Annotated in this window: 15 protein-coding genes; 5 read left to right on the forward strand and 10 right to left on the reverse strand. The window is 57.5% G+C overall.

Going from position 1 to position 20,533, the window contains the following annotated elements; genetic code table 11:
• Position 1: 1 nt before the first annotated feature.
• From prpF to acnA, 3 genes are read right to left on the reverse strand one after another with little or no spacing between them, the layout of a single operon-like run.
• On the reverse strand, positions 2–1,183 hold the full coding sequence (gene prpF, locus BM438_RS09870) for a 2-methylaconitate cis-trans isomerase PrpF (RefSeq protein WP_093634109.1): 1,182 nt from the start codon (positions 1,181–1,183) through the stop codon (positions 2–4).
• A 9-nt stretch (positions 1,184–1,192) separates the two neighbouring features.
• On the reverse strand, positions 1,193–2,266 hold the full coding sequence (locus BM438_RS09875; protein ID WP_093634110.1) for a lactonase family protein: 1,074 nt from the start codon (positions 2,264–2,266) through the stop codon (positions 1,193–1,195).
• A 2-nt stretch (positions 2,267–2,268) separates the two neighbouring features.
• A complete protein-coding gene (gene acnA / locus BM438_RS09880) occupies positions 2,269–4,869 on the reverse strand; it encodes an aconitate hydratase AcnA (protein WP_093634111.1) in 2,601 nt (866 codons plus the stop codon).
• A 317-nt stretch (positions 4,870–5,186) separates the two neighbouring features.
• On the opposite strand from acnA, the gene BM438_RS09885 reads away from it, so the two are divergent.
• Complete coding sequence (locus tag BM438_RS09885; protein ID WP_244179330.1) at positions 5,187–6,185, forward strand: GntR family transcriptional regulator; 999 nt, start codon at positions 5,187–5,189, stop codon at positions 6,183–6,185.
• Positions 6,186–6,445: 260 nt separating this feature from the next.
• Positions 6,446–7,738 carry an MFS transporter gene (locus BM438_RS09890; protein WP_093634112.1) on the forward strand — a complete coding sequence of 431 codons (1,293 nt, stop codon included), beginning with the start codon at positions 6,446–6,448 and terminating at the stop codon, positions 7,736–7,738.
• A gap of 52 nt (positions 7,739–7,790) precedes the next feature.
• On the opposite strand, the gene BM438_RS09895 is transcribed toward BM438_RS09890, so the two are convergent.
• The 7 genes from BM438_RS09895 to BM438_RS09925 all read right to left on the reverse strand — a co-directional run bounded on the left by BM438_RS09895 (position 7,791) and on the right by BM438_RS09925 (position 15,336).
• Positions 7,791–9,074 carry an MFS transporter gene (locus BM438_RS09895; protein WP_208620644.1) on the reverse strand — a complete coding sequence of 428 codons (1,284 nt, stop codon included), beginning with the start codon at positions 9,072–9,074 and terminating at the stop codon, positions 7,791–7,793.
• A 187-nt stretch (positions 9,075–9,261) separates the two neighbouring features.
• Positions 9,262–10,551, reverse strand: coding sequence for an MFS transporter (locus BM438_RS09900; RefSeq protein WP_341865750.1), 1,290 nt, complete (start codon positions 10,549–10,551; stop codon positions 9,262–9,264).
• Between the two features lie 225 nt (positions 10,552–10,776).
• Complete coding sequence (locus BM438_RS09905) at positions 10,777–11,292, reverse strand: SRPBCC domain-containing protein (RefSeq protein ID WP_167378361.1); 516 nt, start codon at positions 11,290–11,292, stop codon at positions 10,777–10,779.
• A 60-nt stretch (positions 11,293–11,352) separates the two neighbouring features.
• Positions 11,353–11,628, reverse strand: a complete 276-nt coding sequence (locus tag BM438_RS46185) for a lysozyme inhibitor LprI family protein (RefSeq protein ID WP_244179332.1) — start codon at positions 11,626–11,628, stop codon at positions 11,353–11,355.
• A gap of 289 nt (positions 11,629–11,917) precedes the next feature.
• The gene (locus tag BM438_RS09915; protein ID WP_093634115.1) at positions 11,918–12,169 is read right to left on the reverse strand and encodes a GlsB/YeaQ/YmgE family stress response membrane protein; all 252 of its coding nucleotides are present in this window, start codon (positions 12,167–12,169) and stop codon (positions 11,918–11,920) included.
• A gap of 112 nt (positions 12,170–12,281) precedes the next feature.
• Positions 12,282–13,220: an NAD(P)/FAD-dependent oxidoreductase gene (locus BM438_RS09920; RefSeq protein WP_143131682.1), complete on the reverse strand. Its 939-nt coding sequence runs from the start codon at positions 13,218–13,220 to the stop codon at positions 12,282–12,284.
• Positions 13,207–15,336, reverse strand: a complete 2,130-nt coding sequence (locus tag BM438_RS09925) for a hypothetical protein (protein ID WP_143131683.1) — start codon at positions 15,334–15,336, stop codon at positions 13,207–13,209. Before BM438_RS09925 ends, BM438_RS09920 begins: the two co-directional genes overlap by 14 nt.
• Before the next feature lie 526 nt (positions 15,337–15,862).
• Here BM438_RS09925 and BM438_RS09930 point away from each other — a divergent pair.
• From BM438_RS09930 to hutH, 3 genes are all read left to right on the forward strand, one after another.
• Positions 15,863–18,259, forward strand: a complete 2,397-nt coding sequence (locus BM438_RS09930) for a xanthine dehydrogenase family protein molybdopterin-binding subunit (RefSeq protein WP_093634118.1) — start codon at positions 15,863–15,865, stop codon at positions 18,257–18,259.
• Positions 18,166–18,624, forward strand: coding sequence for a (2Fe-2S)-binding protein (locus tag BM438_RS09935; protein WP_093634426.1), 459 nt, complete (start codon positions 18,166–18,168; stop codon positions 18,622–18,624). Before BM438_RS09930 ends, BM438_RS09935 begins: the two co-directional genes overlap by 94 nt.
• A gap of 307 nt (positions 18,625–18,931) precedes the next feature.
• Complete coding sequence (gene hutH / locus BM438_RS09940; protein ID WP_093634119.1) at positions 18,932–20,494, forward strand: histidine ammonia-lyase; 1,563 nt, start codon at positions 18,932–18,934, stop codon at positions 20,492–20,494.
• The last annotated feature ends 39 nt before the right edge of the window (positions 20,495–20,533 follow it).

Genomic DNA, 20,533 nt, shown 5'->3' on the forward strand with positions numbered 1-20,533 from the left:
GTTAGTTGTTCGCCGGATCGAGAGAGGACGGCACGAATACGTGGCCTTCCATCAGGCGGCGTGCGCTACGGCTCATGATTGCTTTCGTGACAACCCACGTACCATCGCGCTGCTCGGCTTCTGCACCGACAGCCATCACGCCGGATGGATGACCGAAGCGGATCTGCCCGGACTTCTTGCCTGCCACAAGCTGGTTGACGACTGTGCCCGGAATCGCACCGGCGACAGCAATCGCCACCGCGCCGGTGCCCGTCATCGCATGGTGAAGTTTCCCCATCGAAAGGATTCGCGCGTTGATGTCGACCATCGACGAATCAATGGTCTTGCCACTCGATGCGACATAGCCAGTCGGCAACGACACGAAAGCGAGCTTGGGTGTATGAGGCCGCAGCGCTGTCACTTCTTCGGCCGTAGCAGCCAGACCCATGCGTACAGCGGCGTGCGAGCGAATCGCTTCGCACTTTTCAAGTAATGCCGCATTGCTGTTGACGTCCGCCTGCATCTCGTTCCCGCGCAGGCCGAGGTCTTCAGCGTGAATGAAAATCGCGGGATTGCCGGCGTTGATCATCGTGACCTGAAACGCGCCATAACCAGGAACATCCAGCGCATCGACAGGATTTCCCGTCGGGAACATCCCTCCGGCCGTTTCTTCACCGTCTTCCGAGCCACCCGGATCAAGGAACTCGATCCTGATTTCTGCCGCGGGAAAAGTCACGCCGTCCAGTTCGAAGTCGCCCTCTTCAACGACCTGGCCATCTTTCATCGGCACATGCGAAATGATCTTCGCGTTGATGTTGGCCTGCCAGATCCGCACCGTCGCGATGCCGTCACGCGGCGCATCGACCAGCCCCTGCGCAATGGCGAACGGGCCAACGGCGGACGTCAGGTTGCCGCAGTTGCCCGACCAGTCGATAACCGGCTTCTCAATCGATGCGGCACCGAACAGATAGTCAACGTCGCAGTCCGGGCGTGATGAAGGTCCGACTGCGACCAGCTTGCTGGTGCTCGACGTACCCGCGCCCATCCCGTCAATCTGTTTCTCGTAAGGGTCCGGGCTGCCGATCACGCGCAGCAGAATCTTGTCCCGGAGAACCGGGTCTGAAGGCAGGCTGTCTGCGCGGAAGAAGACGCCTTTGCTCGTGCCGCCGCGCATATAGACGGCAGGAATCCGATATTGGCCCACGTGATGCTCCTATTGAGTTTTGAAGGTGATGCACACAGGACTGCCCGTTTTGACAACACGGCCCGTCGGCGACGGAGTCCCGCTGATTGCATCGATCAGGTATTGAACGATCGAGTCGGATAGCTCATTGGCGACGTAGAGCATGCGAGCGTCATGGCTCAGGCACAGGAACCGTGGGCACTGCCCCTGGGCGTCGGTCCACCTTGTTTTCACTGGAATGCCCGTCGTGCCGTCAAGTTTGACCGTAGTGATACTGTCGTGACCACGGTTCGAAACGTATAGCGCGCGGCCGTCGGGGTGGATCGCAATGCCCGCGGCGCGTGAGAGTTCATGACGCCCGGCCGGCAGAAGGGATGTCGTGTGCAGTGGCTCCAGTGCGCCACTCAACGGCTCGAATCCCCAGGCCGTCAACGTGGAATCCAGTTCGTTTGCAACGTAAACGAGTGGCAGCGCCGGATGGAATGCAGCATGTCGCGGCCCTGCGCCTTCGCGACTCCGACCCGAGGTCACGACCGGCGCGTTGCCAATACCGCTCCATCGGATGGCAAAGACGGTGTCGAGTCCCTTGTCTGGCACGATGTGCCAGTCTGTGTTGTATCGCTGAGTCGCGAAGCGCGCGATATGGTGCGGATGCGACGACACTTGCTCGATACGATGCGGGCCCGGCGTTCCCGGCAGTTCGACGAGAGACGCGACTGGCCCAAGCGCACCGTTTGTCTCGATCGGAAACTGGACGGCAGACCCCGTCGCATAGTTCGCGACGACAAGCGCATCACCGTTGCGCGACAATGCGAGGTGCACAGGATTGCGCCCTTGGCAGGTCTGCCGGTTCAGCAGGCTAAGCCGACCAGATAACGCATCGACCGCGAAACTACTGACCTCCGTACCGTCACCATGCACGGCATATAGCACGTCCTGCGCTTCGTTGAGCGCAAGGAAGCTTGGATTGTCGAGTGTCTCGAATGATTCGACCCGCTCCCATGCGCCCGACGCCGGATCGATCGCATAAACGCCAATCCCCTTGCCGCGCGCATTGCGCTCGCGCGTCGTGCGGCATCCAACATAGGCGAAGACGGAGGCCATGTTTATGCAGCCTCGAGCATTTCGCCAGAGATACGCGGCAGCAGGCCGCCAGCGTTGAAGATCTCGGCTTCCTCTTCAGTGTCGATCCGGCATTTGACGGGGGCTGTGACCACCTCGCCATTTTTGCGTGTGATGCGCAAAGTCAACGTCGTGCCCGGTGAAACTTTCCCGCCCACACCTTCGACTGCATAGACTTCCGAGCCATCCAGTGCCAGCGTCGCGCGATCGTAACCTTCAGCGAATTCAAGCGGCAATACGCCCATGCCAACCAGGTTCGAGCGATGGATACGCTCAAAGTTTTCGCACACCACGGCACGCACACCGATCAGACGCACGCCCTTCGCCGCCCAGTCGCGCGACGAGCCTGAACCATAGTTCTTGCCGGCCACCACGATCAGTTCCTGCCCGCGCGAGACGTAGCGTTCCGCTGCATCGAAGAGACGCATGATCGTGCCTTCCGGCTCCATACGGGTGAACGAGCCTTCTTTGCCCGCGGCCATTTCGTTGTGCAGCCGGTTGTTCGCGAACGTGGCACGGATTGCAACCAGGTGATCGCCGCGACGCGTGCCGTAAGAGTTGAATTCGGCCGGCTCTACGCCATGCTGGATCAGATATTCACCCGCCGCGCTTTCCGGAAGGATTGCGCCTGAAGGTGAAAGATCGTCAGTTGTGACGTTATCGCCAAATACACCGATCGCCCGCATGTCCGCGAAGCGTGCGGCGCTCGTGAGGTCGGACTGCCAGTACGGCGGACGACGGATGTAGTTGCTGTCCTCGCGCCACGGAAACTGTGCCGGCACCGCGCTTTGCCCGTCGGCCAGTTCGCTCTTGCGGAACATCTCCGTGTAGATTTCGAGGTACTGGTCGCCGCGTACGCTTTCCTTCAGTAAGGCATCGATTTCCTCATCGGACGGCCAGAGATCCTTCAGATACACCGGTGCGCCGGACGTGTCGGTTCCGAGAACGCCTGCTTCGATGTCAATGTGAATCGTCCCGGCGATCGCATACGCGACAACCAGCGGGGGCGAAGCAAGAAACGCCTCCTTGACGCGCGGATGAATACGGCCGTTGAAGTTCCGGTTGCCGGAAAGCACTGCCACGGCAAGTACGTCGCGACTAACGATGTCGGCCTCGATCTCTTTTGGCAGCGGCCCCGACATGCCATTGCATGACGTGCAGCCGAATCCGATGATGCCGAACCCCAGCGCTTCGAGCGACGTCATCAGGTTCGCAGACCGGAGATAGCTCTCGACCGGCTTCGAGCCAGGCGCAAGAGATGTCTTGACCCATGGCTTGCGCTTAAGACCGAGTTCAACCGCCTTTCGGGCGACCAGACCAGCGGCGATCATGTTGCGCGGGTTCGATGTGTTCGTGCAACTGGTGATGGCCGCGATCACCACCGCGCCATCGGCCAGCTTGACTGGTCCGGCGGTGTCCGATTCAGGAGCGGCGGCTTCCGACGGACGGGCAATACCCTTCGAAATCAGGTTTGAGAGAGGCACACGGTCGTGGGGATTGGCCGGCCCAGCCAGCGCGCGACTCACGCTCGACAGGTCGAACGCCAGTACACGGTCATATTCGGCATCGGCGAAGTCGTCCGCCCACAGTCCTTGCGCTTTTGCATAGTCCTCGGTCAGCGAAATCTGGGATTCGGTACGACCGGTCAGTCGCAGAAAGTCCAGCGTCTTCTGGTCAATGGCGAACAGTGCAGCAGTGGCACCAAACTCAGGCGCCATGTTGGAGATGGTGGCCCGGTCGCTCAGCGTCATCGCGCGAGCGCCTTCACCGTAAAACTCGATGATGGTGCCGACCACTTTCTCCTTGCGCAGGAATTCGGTGATGGCGAGGACCAGATCCGTTGCGGTGATGCCGGGTTGCCGGAAACCTTTCAGCTCAACGCCGACGATGGTTGGCAGACGCAGCCACACAGCACGGCCAAGCATGACGGACTCGGCTTCAATTCCACCGACACCCCAGCCAAGCACACCCAGCGCATTGATCATCGTCGTGTGGCTGTCGGTTCCGACGAGCGTGTCGGGGAACGCCAGCCCGTCCTTCACCTGAATGACAGGGGACAGATACTCAATGTTGACCTGGTGCAAGATGCCGTTGCCCGGCATCAGCACGTCGAGGTTCGTGAAAGCCTGTTTGCACCACGCGAGAAATTCAAAACGCTCTGCGTTCTTGCTCTTCTCGATCGCCATGTTCTTTGCGATCGCTTCCGGGTCTGTACCTGCCACTTCCACGTTTAGCGAGTGGTCCACCACCAGATGCGTCGGCACGACCGGATTGATGGCGCTCGGGTCGCCCCCCGCTTCCGCCACCGCATCCCGCATACCGGCCAGATCGACCAGGGCCGGCGTGCCAAGCAGATCCTGCAGGACCACACGTGCCGGGTAATACGGAAAGTCAATGTCATGCCGGCGGTTGGCCAGCGCGCGCAGATAGGTAACTGCATCAGCGGCGGGCTGTCTGCGAGCGATGTTTTCGGCGAATACGCGAACGCTATACGGCATCTTCGCGAATTGAGTGGCGTCTATCGCGTCAGTGGCGTCGCGGACACTGACGAAATCAACGGACTGGTTAGGAAGACTGCGGGACATGGGGGCTCTCCGAGGGTCGTGCATGTGGTCATGCGCCTTGCTGAAATGCATTTTATGATCACTAAATGCACAATGCAAAGGCATAAATGCCTAGTGTTAACCCTGGACAATAAATGTTTAAAGGGGACATTTCGCCGATTATAGGGGTTTGCGAGAAGGCTATCCGACAGTGCTTGTATCGGAGCATCTTTGCGTTATATGATAACCAAACGCAATAAAAAGATACGACAGCAAAGTGGATCAGGGACGCAAGCATCGTGAGTGTGAAGCCCTTCACCGACTACCAGCACTGCGTGCAATCCAGACGGGAGCGAGTAATGGCAAAATCACAGATCGACTATTCAGATGCACCGTCGTACCAGGCGGTCGTGAACGGTCATGGATTGCCTTCGCGCCCTATGGATTCGACCGAACAAACATCGACCTCGCTCACGCCGCTGCAAACTCGCGTGACGCGGGAGATCCTGACGCTCGTGCGCCGTGACGATCTGGCACTCGGTGACAGGCTCGCGGAATCGGTGCTCGCCGAACGTATCGGTACTTCACGTTCACCGGTCAATGTCGCGCTCCATCATCTGGCCTCGCTCGGCGTTGTCTATTACGACGCAAACCGCGGCTTCTTCATGGCGCAGGCTGCGCGGGAAGTGACCGACGTGGCAGCACAGTTTTTGGACGAGCCCGAGGAGCCGCTGTACCTGAAAATTGCGGCTGACCGGCTTGCACGACGGCTACCTGACGTGATTTCCGAGGCTGATCTGATGCGCCTGTACGAAGTCTCTCGCAGCGCACTGCGGCGAGTGCTGTCACTGATGCAGGAAGAAGGCTGGCTTGAGCGTCAGGTTGGCCACGGCTGGCAGTTCATGCCGATGATCGATTCGGTGGAAGCCTACGAGGAGAGCTATTTGTTCAGGGCGGCGATCGAGCCGACCGGAGTGCTATCGCCGACGTTCAGTGCCAATCGGGTCGAACTTGAAGGGCTGAAACGTCGGCAGCAGTTCATCGTGGACGGCGGTTATCTCACGATGAACTCGATCGAGCTTTTCGAAGCCAATAGCGAATTTCACGAGACGATCGCCAAATGGTCCGGCAATCGGTTTATTGCGCAATCGGTTCGGCGCATGGACCGGCTGCGCCGGCTGGTCGAGTACCGGCAGGCCAAGGCGCGCAAGCCGCGGCAGGAACAGGCGCTCGAACACCTTGCGATTCTTGACGCGATCGGCCGCCAGGATCTGCTCAAAGCCGCATCCCTGTTGCGCGATCACATCGAAGGCGCACGCCGTGCCAAGGTCCACGCTCAAGAGGTATTCGAAGGCTGACCCAGATTGACAGCCGGGCGGTGTCACACCGCCTTTTTTAGTGCCTATGATTGATTTTTATGATCACAAAACACTATAAACAAGAAAAATATATTACCGAAAATCCATATAAATACTGGATTTGTTCTTTTCAGCGTTGCTTTTTATATTCATTTTAATCAATTCTCAACCAGATACGCATCACGAAGGCGGGCACGCGAGGTCGGCAGCGCGAACAGGGTGTCGTCCGCTCAAGGTACTTTGAATATTAGGAGACAACCATGTCATATCGCAGAGGCTGGATTGCTGTTTTTCTCTTCACGCTATCGATGATCAACTACATGGACCGAATCGCACTATCGATCGCGGCCACCCCCATTGCGCGTGAATTCAAGCTCTCCGCAGTTGGCATGGGTTACCTATTCTCGTCGTTCATCTGGAGCTACGCGATCTTCCTGCTCCCGATGGGTTTTCTCATCGATCGATTTGGCACAAAAAAGATGGCCGGTGTCGGGATCTTCATATGGTCAGCTGCGACCGCACTGACAGGAGCCGCCAATTCGTTCGGCGCACTTCTCATGGCAAGACTGGTCATGGGCGGCGGTGAGTCCGTTAGTAACCCCGTCGGCGCGAAAGTCATCCGGCAATGGATTCCGGCGAACGAGCGCGGCACAGTGACATCGATGTTCAACAGCGGCTCGTATGCAGGGCCGGCGATCTGCTCCGTAATTCTTGGGTCGCTCGTCGCACTGTATGGATGGCGGATGTCGTTCGTGGTCGCTGGAGGGATCGGCTTCGTGTGGCTGGCCGCCTGGCTTCTTTTCTTCAACGCCCCGGAAAAAACCAAATGGCTGAAAGCAGATGAGCGCGACAAGATCATCCGCGAGCGTGACACAAAGACGGCCGGAACCGCCGCGATCAGTCCCGATTCTAGTGGTCTGCTTTCACTGATGCGTACGCCCACTCTGTGGGGTCTTGCAATCACGCAAGGCTGCAATGTCTACACGCAGTATCTGTTCTTGACCTGGCTGCCCAGCTATCTGCAGGCGAGCCGCGGCCTCAGCATCTCGCACACAGGGCTTTTTTCTGCAGTCCCCTATGCTGCGGCCGTGATTCTCTGCATCTTCGTGGGTCGTTTGAGTGACACGTATCTGAAAAAATGCGGCGTAGGCAGCGGCAGGCGCCGTAACGCAGTCGCGCTGACCATGCTTGCCGGCGCGGCGATTCTTACTGTGCCGTTCGTCTCGAACCTGACTGTTCTCCTAGTCGTTTTTTCGATCACGCTGACCGGCATCGCATCAACCACATCACTGAACTTCGCGCTGCTGAACGATCTGCTGCCGAATTCGCGTGACGTTGCGAAGGCGATGGCTTTCGTGGTGATCGGCGGCAACATCTTCGGCATGATTGCGCCGATTGCAACAGGGTATGTCGTGTCTGCAACGGGAAGCTATGACTGGGCATTTGGCATTGCCGGCCTGTTGCTCCTTGCTGGAGCGATTGTCGTTCTCACGATGACCCGCTCTCCGATGACGATCCGATCCCATTCTGCGGGCGCTGGCGCTACCGTCTGAGGACACGTCCATTACGCAGTGGTGACAGACGGTTCGCACGTAGCGTCAAATGTTACGCAACCGGTGCGGTGCTATCCAGTGCCGGTCTTCGGCGCGTAAGAACCAGCAGCAGAATCAATGCAGTTCCGGAACACAGAGTCGTCACTTCTAACAAGACGGTGCTTCCCAACCGGGTGAGTAGTGCAATGAAAAGCGGCGGTGCGGCGGCAGAAATCACGTTGAGAGGGAGTGCGATGCGCGACGCGGCCGATACGTAATCCACCTTGTCATAAAACACAAGCGGGATCGTTGCGCGTGCAACCGCAAGTGCTCCGCTGCCTAGACCATAAAGAACGACAAAGATTGCAACAGCAGTATGCGAGCCGCGGTTCAACATGAGCAACACCATCGACAACGGAAGAACAATTCCCGCAAAGATGCCCGTCGAAATTCCGTCCCACCTTGCGCCACCCAGAAAATCCACTGCCCTCGCGCCCACCTGAATTACTCCGAGTGCAGAACCAAGGGCTACAGCTTGCGTTGCCGGCAAGCCCACTGCTTTGAGTAGTTCGAAGAATATTGCGCTGTACCCGAAGGTGACGAATGCGTTCAACGTGATCGCTGCAGCAATCAGATAAAACGTGCCTTTCCGTGCAGGAGCACTGGCTGTTGTGTCGGCAACCTGGTGCAGATTTTGATTGATTGGTGCCGTCGCCGCCGGAAGCCCAAATACATAGAGTGGGAGGCATATGAACACCATCATCCCGGCATAAACCACACAGGTTGCCTGCCATCCGACGGCTTTCGCCAAGACTGAGGCTATCGGCCAGAAAATACTGCTCGCCAGCCCCGTGATCAACATAAGGCCGCCGATCGCACGCTTTGCATTCGATCCGGCGAGTTCGTTGAGCATGATATAGGCTGCTGTCGAGAGCGTAGCGCTACCCGCTGTTCCAAGCGTCACCCAGCCGGAGAAATACAGCAGGGGCCCGCGACACACCGCCAGCAAGAGGAAACCGAGAGCAGACAGAATCGTGCCGGCGATCATGACGCGCTTCGCACCGAACCGGGCAAAGACTTTGGCCAAAAGCGGAGCCCAAAGCCCCATGACAACATAAAGCACCGAGTTGGCGGCGAAGATGTAAGAAATGTCGATCCTCAGATCCTCGGCCATCTGCCTTCCGACAATCGATGGCAAACCCACGGTTCCCCAGCCGATTATCTGCGTTACAGACAGCACAAAAAGTGGGATCGCGACCTTTCTGTCAGATAAGGATATGCGCATCGACTTGTCCGTCATCAAAGGGGCTGTGGGCCGGCTTTTGGCTTCCCGGTTTTGAGCACGCTCGACACGCATTGTCGACGATCCAGAAAATCGTGTCGAACGACTGAAATCGACGGGTTCCTGCCTGTCGGCGGCCGGCTGCACGCGTCCCGAAGCGGTTGATAAAATCTCTCCAAAGCATTCACTCGGTCACGTTTCAGGTTGAGACCAATCCGCTCATATACGCGCGGCGTCCCTAGACTTCCTGTCGCGTTGCAATCTACGTGATTTGTCTCGATTCGGGCACTCTAGGTGCTTCGAATGCATGGGGATATTCGTGACGAAACCAGTCTTTCACCTGATCGTGATTGAGCGCAAAGAATTCGCGCGATCGCGGTATCAAAACGAAACCGAAAGCGAGCAGACAGGTGGCGAGACCGAAGCATGTATAAACCTGCCCCACCGCCCAGTGCGTGAGCGCCGCGCCTGCGATCATCGGTCCAAGAATGCCAGCAATCTGCGTGGTCATCATGCTGGCAGCAAGAATGCGCACACGGAAATTCTGCGGGATAGCCAATGAGCGGTGAGTCGCGCCAACGAGCCCCATCGATGCATTGGCGAAACCCACACAGGTAAGCGTCAACACGAGAACGATAGGTGAATGGGCCCAGCCGGAAGCAGCAAGTGCCAGCCCTTCGCACATCGCAGCCCCCACCCGGACATTGAATCGGCCAAACCACCTGACCAGTGCGTCAGAACCACGAAAGCTACCGAGTAGCAAACCTACAGATAGGGCCGCTTCGCAACCACCGAGCCAGAGCCCCGACAGCCCCAGTGATTGAACTTTGAGCGGAATCAGCATGCCGACTGCAGGGCCCTGGAATATCCAGACGAGGAAATTGACAAGTGTCCAGCCGCGCTCCAACGGGACGATCCATTTAGCATGCAGTCCGGCGCGCAGGTCTTCCCACCAACGGGCCAAACCGCGAGGATGTTCACGATGCTGAGACCGGGATGGAAGCTGCAAGGTCACGTACGCAGCAACGCCAAGCAGAATGCCGTTCATCCAGAAGGTTGCAGCAATACCACCCAAAGCCAATGCCGCGCCAGCCAGTGCCGGCCCTAAGGCACGTCCAGCCGCTTGCGTCGATTTACGAAGACGAAGCGCTTCGGCCAAACGATTCGCGGGAACAAGTTCGGCCGAAATAGTGGAACTGGCCGGATCGATGAAAGCTTTCGCAATAACAGTGACTACGCCTATGCAGATGATGAGCGTAAGCCGGTAGTCGGACAGCGAGGCGAGCGTAGCGAGGGTAAAGGCGACGACCATTAAGGCGCAGATACCCCATACAATCTGCGGTCTCTTTGCGTACCGATCCCCGAGTGGCGAAAGCAGCGGCATTGCGAAGATCGTGGTGACGGCAATGCTTACGCCGTAGATCGCAAGGTGATGTGCGCCGCCCTGATGAACGATCCACCAAGGGAGCGTGATATAGCCAACCATGTCTGCCAGGATCGTAAAAAGATCGCTGAGAAGCAGACAGGCAAGAGAGGGGGCGATTGCGTTTATGCGAGATTTGATTCCCCAAAGCACCGGTTTCCCCCTGTTGAGTTCGATGATGCTACCTCAACATTTCTCCCAAAACTTAGGTGAATGTTTCCAGACATCGTCGTTTTATTAATGGGGCGATGAACGGCGCGATTCACAAGAGGATCCCGACTGAACGAAAGTAGCCGATCAGTGACGGTCGTCGCTCCGATTCCGTTGGGCCCCACAAGAAGCAGGCGCGAGCACTCAGGGTGCCTTGGATTCGGCGCGCAGCTTGACCGCAGTATTCATCGCCTGAAAACTTCGCCGAGTGTCTTCGACTACGTCTTTCGTCAACGGCCCGACAAGTAATCCAGAGAAACGCTCAGTTTGCTCAAGATGGGTGCCACCGGGCACAGCCGTCAGGTGAATGCAATGTTTGCCGTCGAAGACGCCGCGAATCCACACGCTGCCACGCCAGCAAAGGTCCTGCCCTGGACGAACGAGTAGGACGGTCGGCTTGAATACCATCGAATCCGATCCGCTGCCTAGCACAATGCGAATTGTCGCGCCCTCCCTGAAGTCGCCGTCAACTCGAGTAATGAAGGGATTCCAATCAGGATACGCGGCACTATCCGAAATAACGTTCCAGACATCTGAAGGCGGCCGAGCGATGAGAACATCCGCACGCACACTACTATCTTCGTGCATGATGAAAAAGACTCCAACTATGCCGACCACACTGGCGATGACGCTTTTCAACCACCACTTCGGCAAGCTCATATTCGCCCCGTAATCCGTTGCAGTTCTTTTTCTGCTGCCGGCCATGCACCAACTTATCGATCAATCGCATCGACGAATCGACCCAACAACCTTCGTCATGTGATCAGTTTCCGCAGTCTGGCAAGCGGCAATTTCCATCGGCAAGATGGAACCCCCTCCGTATTTTACCTCGGCGGACTTCTTGCAACTCGCATCGCGTCGCTTCTTCCACCCCGCGATTTTCTTCTCCAAGCGCGCTTTGCAGCTAGGGAATTTTGCGGACTTATCTTCGACGACGTCCTGCAGCTTTTGCTCGGCAACCACCCTGTCGCGCCATGCACAGAAGTTCAGGCTCATCTGGTTCGCGTCGCAGTTCGCGAGCATGCCTCGCACCTCGCTCGCAGGCAGTCCGCTCTGCTGCGAGATGACGTCAGCGGGATCCGGGGCGCCAGCAAATGCGGGCGAGCACGCGAGTGCAAGAAGTACGAGGAGAGCGCGGTGAACGAAGTGCACTCGGCAAATTGGTTTGAATGCAGATCGCATAATGATCCCCTTTCGCGGGAACAAATCAACGTACCGGGTCGCATTTTCATGCGAGCGCGCCACCGTTCTACCGCCACCCGCAAGTGCGTCATCGCATCGCGGCCTAACTCCGTCGGCGCACCAATCCGTAAATGATCAGCAGAACGATAGCGCCAATCACCGACGCAATCCAACCTGCCGCCTGGCCTGGTTGATACCAGCCCAGCGCACGCCCCACATAGCCCGCAATCAGCGAGCCGGCAACGCCGAGCACGATAGTCATAATGAGCCCCATGCTGTCGTCTCCTGGCTTCACCGCCCGTGCAATCAATCCGACGACCAGCCCTACAATTACCGTACCGATGAATGAAAGCATGCTGACCTCCCGAGAGTGTGAGTGCTACGGTTTGCTTTTACTACTGGCTACTGCTCCACTGCGACGCTTTTCGAAGCATACGCGCTAAATGTGGCAGTCGGCCAGTCCCGCATTAGCTCCGCCAGATATCCAGATGCGCATCGATATAGACTCGTTGCAGTACTTCTTTGGTGGCCAAATAGTCCTGCAAAGCCCAATCTGAATAGAGCGCTGCCGCAATACTCGATCTGCCTGGATGCTTCGATACCTCTGCGGCAAGTGTCCCCGCACGTATGCCGGATTCAATCGCGAACCGAAGGCCATCTCCTGAGGCGGGATCGAGATATCCCGCAGCATCACCGCATACGAAATAGCCAGGACCGGCGGCCTGATGAAGATGCCGCCAGCGCCGGCATTGTTGCCACACAGTTCCAATGACGGATATGCCTGAACGCAAGCCGATATGCGTGTTCCGTTGCACGGACAACGAAGTCCACATGTATTGCGCTGATGTCGGCCGTAGCCAGAGCCAGCCGCCCCGCGCGATCTGCCAATAGGTGTCACGCTGCGACGAACATCCGCTCGCGAAACCGCGACGAAGCCAGATGGGTGACGAGTCGACGGTTTCGTCGAGTGAAAGTGCGCGACGCAGGCAGCCGGTGATTCCCGTCGCGTCTATGACGATGCTCGCCCTGCACTCATCGCTTCCGCACGTCACACCGACGACATGTCCGCTTTCAATGCGAGGCAAAAGCGGATACAGACACTTGCGCGTATAGGCTACCCCAGCCGCGGACGCATCGACGCGCAAACAATCGTCGAGTCGATTGCGCACAACCGCGCGGCCCGGACTAGATTCGGAATCGACATCGAGCCATACATCCGACTGCGCGATCACTGCGGGAGCCAGCAACGCGAGTAACTTCAATGCGTTGTTCGATACACACTCCGGCGCCGCATGCGATAGGCCGCGACCCAACATCGTGACATCGCATCCTGCGTTGGCGGCGACAATTGCCGCCGCGCACCCGGCAGGACCATCGCCAATAACCAGAACGTCACACGGACTCATGCCTTGAGTAAAGCCGAAGTGCCTCAGGTCCGGGTGGGCATCGTTGAACGGGCCCTTTCAGCATCGAATCGGTCACGTTACAACTGATCGCCTCGCCGTATCGAATGCGCAAGCGTCCAGGCACATGCTGCACCGGTTTCGCACCGTCTTCGGGAAGAACGAACAGGAAGTGATAGGTCTTCTTGGCCGCGCCTGCCAGCTGATCAACCTCCGTTGCTGATACAAGCCATAATTGGGTCTTTGCGGGAGTCCGCGTTGGATCGCACGCTGCCACGGCGAGGCGCAACGCCTTGATCCTGCGAATGAGTTCGGCTGCGTCGACATGTTCGAAGGCGCCATACAGCATATTGCCGCCCAGCGCGTTCGCGACGTAATCCGATCGCTCGATATCCGCGTAATCAACCGTGCCCGCGGCCGTAAGAAAAGGACCGTACTCGCCGTCCCATCCGGCGCGCGTGTTATGTACAAGGCCGCCTTGCACCAAAGGATGTTGCGGGTGAAATCCAAGTTCGCTGTCCAGCATTGGAATGGCCGTTGGCGCATCGCTCCGGTTGAAGGTTCGCGATGCATCCGGACTGACGGCAGGCCAGAAACTGTTTGACGCTGCGCACAACTTGATGTCTTCCGCGAATGGACTGCCCAGGCCAAACGTTGCGAGATAGATCCCTTTACGATGTCCCCCCGCATAGGTCACGTCCCAGCCCGGCGCAAAAACACTCGATGATGCATCGGATAGAAACGACACCATGCGAGGCAAATGCGCCTTCTCGTGAGACTCTTTTGATGCGCGTGGTGCAAGACTGAATGAAACGGAAATCGTATCTTCGCTGGTCGAAAACGCCTCTTTCTCGCTGAACGAATCGACGTGATGCGGATTGACGGGAAGCCGCTCAGCGCTGAGCGATATAGGTGAGCCGTTTCTAAACTGAGTCTTGGGATCGATGTGATCTTCTTTGAACCAGCGCTGCAATTCGGACTGGTCCGCATAAGGGAAAAAGTCCGGCGCAGCCACGATCGAATAAGCGGGCAATACGCGTCGATTCACAAGCTCCTTGATTCTGATCGTGACTGCGCCTTCTACACAGTGATCAAGAAACAGTTGCGCATCGTAGCCGCCTTTGATCACCTTCTCGACGAATGCCGATTGGCGGATCGGATGCGTACGCATGTCCGCATACGTACCGTTCTTGTCCCTCATATGGCGGATATTCATGTATTCCGGCGAGTTGCGCGGTTCCGGAAAACGCAGCCAGAACCAGTTCTTTGCGATCGTTGGGAAAAACATTTCATGTATCTGCGCAACGAACGCAAGAAACAACCTGTATAGATCAGTGAACAGACGCATAGTCGTATAGCGCCGATTGACGATGTGTATGAGGCGCCATCGCGCCGGCACTGAGAACCCGCCAACGTTATAGTTCGCCGACGTCACAGGTTCAATGAGGGGCCGCGCCGCCGGCATCAACAGTACGCTTCCGCCACAATGCTTGAGCACGATTGATGGAACGCCCGTCGCGGCCGGCTGCGCCAAGTCCGGATACCGGCATACGATCGAATACGGTGGACGGTCGAGATCTCCCAATGGGACCGGAGAAATGCCCCATCGTGCCTTGACGGCGCGCTTCAGTTTTTCGCCGATATGCCAATGGCCGTAATCCAGATTCAACGTCATGTTTGGCAGGCATTCGGCGGAAAACAGCTTGCGCACCGGCTGAATGAATGCACGATGTCCGTCGTCACGTTGTTTTCCCTCGATCAACGCAAGTCCGTCTGGTCCGGATACACGCCGCACAAGAAACGCTCCATACCGCGCCGGCAACACCCGCACATGCTCGATTTCGTTCTCGACGTGCGGAACGTAGCTCCGTGTCCGCGCGTCGTAGAGTGCTTCCGTGTCGCCATTTCGCGCGATGCCGAGCCGCGAGAAAACCATGTCCGCGTGCTGCTGATGTCCGGTACGGCGCGCGGGACGGTACTGGTAGGCCAGCACGGCAATATCGAGTGTCGACCAGTCGGAAGGCAAAGCTGCAAGCGAGTAGATATAGTTTTCGAGCAGGTCTATATCTTCCAGGCTTATTCCGCCATAGGGCGATGGACACTCGGATAGCGCAAGCATGTGATAAAGCAGGCTCCGCGCGGGGTCGCCCGGTTCTATCGCGCGTTCGGTGCTTCGGCAAAGATCTTGAACGCGCCGATCTTGCCAGTCTATTTTCAGTCCTTCACTCAGCAAAACTGCAGTACGCTGCGGCGAATCCGAAGATGAGAGATCGAGACCATGTCGTTTCAGCACGTCCTTCCACGGCGTCGACAATTTGCCAACCAACGTGTGGATTTCATCGATCAGCATCTACCACCTCCCAATGAGTGGCTCACCCAAGGCTGCGCGGAAATGACTTGTCTGCTGCTTGCGTGCTTTCCCTGGGTCTACTGGCGATTGCTGTGTTTTCAGCGATCGCTCCACTTGCCTGTTGCATTTCGGGTTCGCAATCGCCAAATCCAGTGACTAATATAGGTGATTCGAGAAGAAGAAAAGCGTTCGTTTTGTTTGAAGCAACTCACATCTCTATCGTGAGCAACGCAAGATCCCGGCTTCGGCCTTCGCCGACCTCAATACGCTGTAAGAACATACGGTGGACGATGTCATGCTGGCGCGGCGAACCTTTCTTCTGGGTGGTGCCAGTGTGGCGGGCTTGGGTGTGCTCGCGATCGGATGGTCAGTATCTCCGTCAGACGACAGGCTCGTCCCCAAGACGCCACTCGATACACCTGACAGCAATGCAGCGCTCAACGGCTGGCTGATGATCGATACCGGCAACAACGTCACGATCGTCATGAGCAAAGCTGAAATGGGCCAGGGCATCCACACCGGCGCTGCGATGTTGCTGGCGGAAGAACTCGGCGCGGACTGGTCCCAGGTCCGCATCGTCGATTCCCCTATCGATGCGATCTACACAAACCGCGAAAATCTGCCGCGCTCGCTTGCTATCCGTCCTGACGATCACAGCTGGGAAGCGACGACTAAAGAAGATTTCGCGCGGTTGATTGCCCGCCTGCTGGGCACCATGGTGACAGGCGGATCGACAAGCATCGTCGATCTCTGGAAGCCGATGCGCGAAGCCGGCGCATCGGCGCGCATGATGCTATGCAGCGCTGCGGCAAAGCAGTGGAAAGTATCGGTCAATCAATGCGAAGCACGCTCGGGCCGCATTATTTGTGGTCCGGAACAGTCGGTGACGTTTGGCGAACTTGTCGATGCGGCGAAGCTCGAACCGCGCCCCACCCATGTCACGCTCAAAGACAAATCCAGCTTCACGATTATTGGTCAGCGATTCAAGCGCATCGAGGCGCAATCGAAGATCAATGGGAAAGCGATGTTCGGAATCGATGCACAGCCGCGCGACCTGCTATATGCGAGCGTCACGATGTGCCCGACGCTCGGAGGCACTGCGACCGGCTACGATTCTTCGAACGTGAAGAATAAAGAAGGCGTGCACGCTATTTTCAAATTCGATCCATACAACGGCGGTACCGGCGGAGTCGCAGTCATTGCCGAAAACCCCTTTATCGCAATGCGCACGCTCTGCCAGTTGTCGTACACATGGGACCACGGGCCGGCGGCGAAAGTAAGCGATGCAGACATTAGCGCCACCTTGATCAAAGCGCTCGATGACAACACTCATCCCCGGTCTTTCTACAAGACAGGTAGCGTCGATGAGGTTCTGAAGGAATCGAAACCTCTGGAAATGCAGTACAAAGTGCCATACCTCGCGCACGGAACGCTCGAACCCGTCAACTGTACGGCGCAGGTGACGGATGGCGGAGCGACGATCTGGGTATCCACGCAAATTCCAATGGCGGCCCGCAAGGCAGTGGCAAAGTCCCTGAATCTGAGCGAAGACAAAGTACAGGTGCATCAGTACCTGTTAGGCGGCGGCTTTGGCCGTCGGCTCGAAGTCGACTACATCGTGCAGGCGGTTGCGATCGCAGGTCAAGCCAAAGGACGTCCAGTGCAGACCATCTGGCCGCGTGCGCAGGATATGACACACGACTTCTACCGCCCCGCGTGTGTGTCGCGATTCAAAGGTGCGCTTGATTCCGACGGCAACCTGATCGCCTGGAAGAACGAGTCCGCCAGCCAGTCGATCAACGTGGAAGCGCTGCCTCGTGCGTTCGGCGCCCCTAAGTTCATCTTCGAGGTTCTCAAGGACATCACGACCGCGGAGGGCGCGTTCGATCAGCCATACGAATGCAAAAATATTTCCGTCACGCACAATACGGTCTCACTACCTATCCCGGTTGGTAACTGGCGCTCGGTTGGGCATTCCTACCATGCGTTTTTTGTCGAAAGCTTTATCGACGAAATGGCGACGGCCGCTCACAAAGACCCCATCCAGTTCCGGCTCGACATGCTGAAGAAGCCGGAACATCAACGGCATGCCGAAGTACTCCGGCAACTCATCGATTTTTCCGGCTGGCATACGCCACTGAAGCGAGACGGGAAGACCGCGAGAGGCGTAGCGATGCACGAATCATTCGGCAGCATCGTCGCGCAGGTTGCGGAAGTGCAGAAGCATGGTGACAGTTTCCGCGTCACGCGCGTGTTCTGCATGATTGATTGTGGCATTGCAATCAATCCAAATCTCGTAGAACAGCAGATGGAAAGCGGCATTATTTTCGGCCTCTCGGCCGCATTGCAGCAACAGATCACGATCGTGCAAGGTCAGGTTCAGCAGAAGTACTTCTCTGACTTCCCTCTCGTCGATATGTCGACCTGTCCTGAGATTTTCACACGAGTGATCCAGAGCGGCACTGAACCTCAAGGTGTCGGCGAAGCCGGTACGCCGCCCATTGCGCCTGCTCTGGCGAATGCGCTTTTCGCGCTCACGGGAACCCGGTTTCGCAGCCTTCCACTCATGCAGCCGCCTGTGCCTTGCGGAGGTGACATATGGTGTCAATCAGTGTTAACGGGAAAACCGTCGTCATGCATTCCGCCCCCGACACGCCCCTGCTCTGGGTACTCCGGTGCGAACACCAACTGACGGGTACCAAATTCGGTTGCGGTATCGGCGTTTGCGGCGCCTGCACTGTCCTGCTCGATAACACCGCCAGGCCGGCTTGCCAGATACCGATATCCACGATTCTCAAATCGCGTGTCGTCACCATCGAGGGACTGGACAGCACAGAGGCTCGCGCGTTGAAAAAGGCCTGGATCGAATGCGATGTCGTGCAGTGCGGCTACTGTCAAAGCGCTCAACTGATCGCGGCAACAGCGTTGCTTTATTGCCATCGTCATCCAACCGATTCCGATATCGACGAGGCCATGAGGGACATCGCATGCCGCTGCGGCACTTTTCCCCGCATCCGCAAAGCCATTCACCAGGCGGCCCGGTCGCTGCGCCCATAAACAAAGGCTGAGCAGCACGCCCAGCGATTGATCCGCACGCTCGCGGACTCGCAGGCTCTCGGGCAGGAAAAACCGGAAAAAACAATTTTCTCGGATTAAACAAAACTCATCGCTTATAAAAGAAAACTAAAAAAGCGAGGTAAAAAATCCGGCTTTAGTAAAACTAAACCCGGAACTCAAATCAAATCGTTTGTGCGTCACCCCCGTCGCCGCTACTCTGCCCAGCAATGATCTCAGGCAAACATCGCGCTTTGAAGCGGATTTTGCCTCCCACTTCATTTCATGCATTCGACAGAGGACATTCAGAATGAGTCTGGCGCACACCGAATCTCGACCCAGCAAGATATCCGACGTTCAGCTCGGGGAATCCGATATTTCAATCGAGCAATTCATTGCCGTAGCCCGACATGGCGCACAGATAAAGTTTTCTTCCGTGTATCGCGAGCGCGTGTTGAATTCGCGCCGCCTGGTCGACCTGTTTCTGAGCCAGAACCGGCTCGTCTATGGGGTGACGTCTGGCTTCGGCGCTAATTCGACACGCGTTATCAGCCCGGACGACGCCGAGCAGCTTCAGCGAAATATCGTGCGCTCACATGCTGTCTCGGTCGGCGAACCGCTACCGCGTGAAGTAGTTCGAGCCACGCTGCTAATGATGCTGATCAGCCTCGGCAAAGGTTATTCCGGCGTCAGCCTCGAATTGCTGCAGCAAATCGCCGGGCTACTGAACAACGACATCACGCCGTTCGCGCCGGGCGATGGCTCGGTCGGTTATCTCGCGCCCGAGGCACATATGGCGCTCGTGCTGATCGGCGAGGGAGAAGCGTTCTACCAAGGTGAACGCATGCGCGGCGCCGAAGCATTGGAGCGAGCAGGGCTGAAGCCACACTCGCTGCGCTGCAAGGAGGGGCTTTCGCTCACCAACGGCACCACCTCGGTAACCGCGATCGGGATGTTGGCGCTTTACAACGCGCTCGAGCTTTCGAAGGTTGCCGACATTGCCGCATCGATGTCTCTACAGCCGCTTAAGGCCACCACGCGCTCACTGGACGCCCGGTATCACTCCGTCAAGAAACATGTCGATCAGAGGAACACGGCCGATAACCTGCGGCGGCTGCTGGCCGGCAGTGCGCTATGCGAGCGCTTTGTCGATTACAGACTGCAGGACGCTTACAGCCTTCGCGGCATTGCCCAGGTACATGGGGCATCCAAGCGGGCGATCAAGAACGCGTACGACTCGATTCTCGATGAAGTGGGATCGTCCGGCGACAACCCCATCATCCATCCCGAAGGCGAGGACGGTATCGCGATATCCGGTGCCAACTTCGACGGTACGTTCGTCGGCATCGGGTGCGATCTCCTCTGCATCGCCATGACCACGCTCGCGAAAATCTCGGAGCGCCGGACAGACCGCCTCGTCAACCCGTACCTCAGCGAACTGCCCGCGTTCCTCGCAAAGGATCCCGGGCTGAACAGCGGTTACATGATCATTCAGTACACGGCGGCCGGATTGCTGGGCGAGATGCGCACCCTTGCTCAACCCGCGAGCGTCGATAGCGTGCCGACGAGCGGCAACCAGGAAGACCCCGTGAGCTTCGCTTATCACGCAGCGCGAAAAGCCTACACAACTTCACAGAAGTTGCAGCACGTGCTGGCGATCGAGCTGCTCACCGCCGCTCAGGCGCTGGACTTCTTCGATCCCGCCGACGCATCACCCGCAACCGCTGCGGTGTATGCGCGGATTCGGCAGGTTGCCCCGACAGCAGAAGGCGATCGGTTCTTCTATCCGGACATGATGGGTGTCCACCGCCTCGTCGAACAGGGCGACCTGCTGAGCATCGTAGAGAACATCGCCGGCAAATTGCACAGCTGAAGCAGTAGCGCCAGCAATGCAGCGAACTGTGGCAATCCG

Origin of the sequence: Paraburkholderia aspalathi (assembly GCF_900116445.1) — a bacterium.
Taxonomy (GTDB): domain Bacteria; phylum Pseudomonadota; class Gammaproteobacteria; order Burkholderiales; family Burkholderiaceae; genus Paraburkholderia; species Paraburkholderia aspalathi.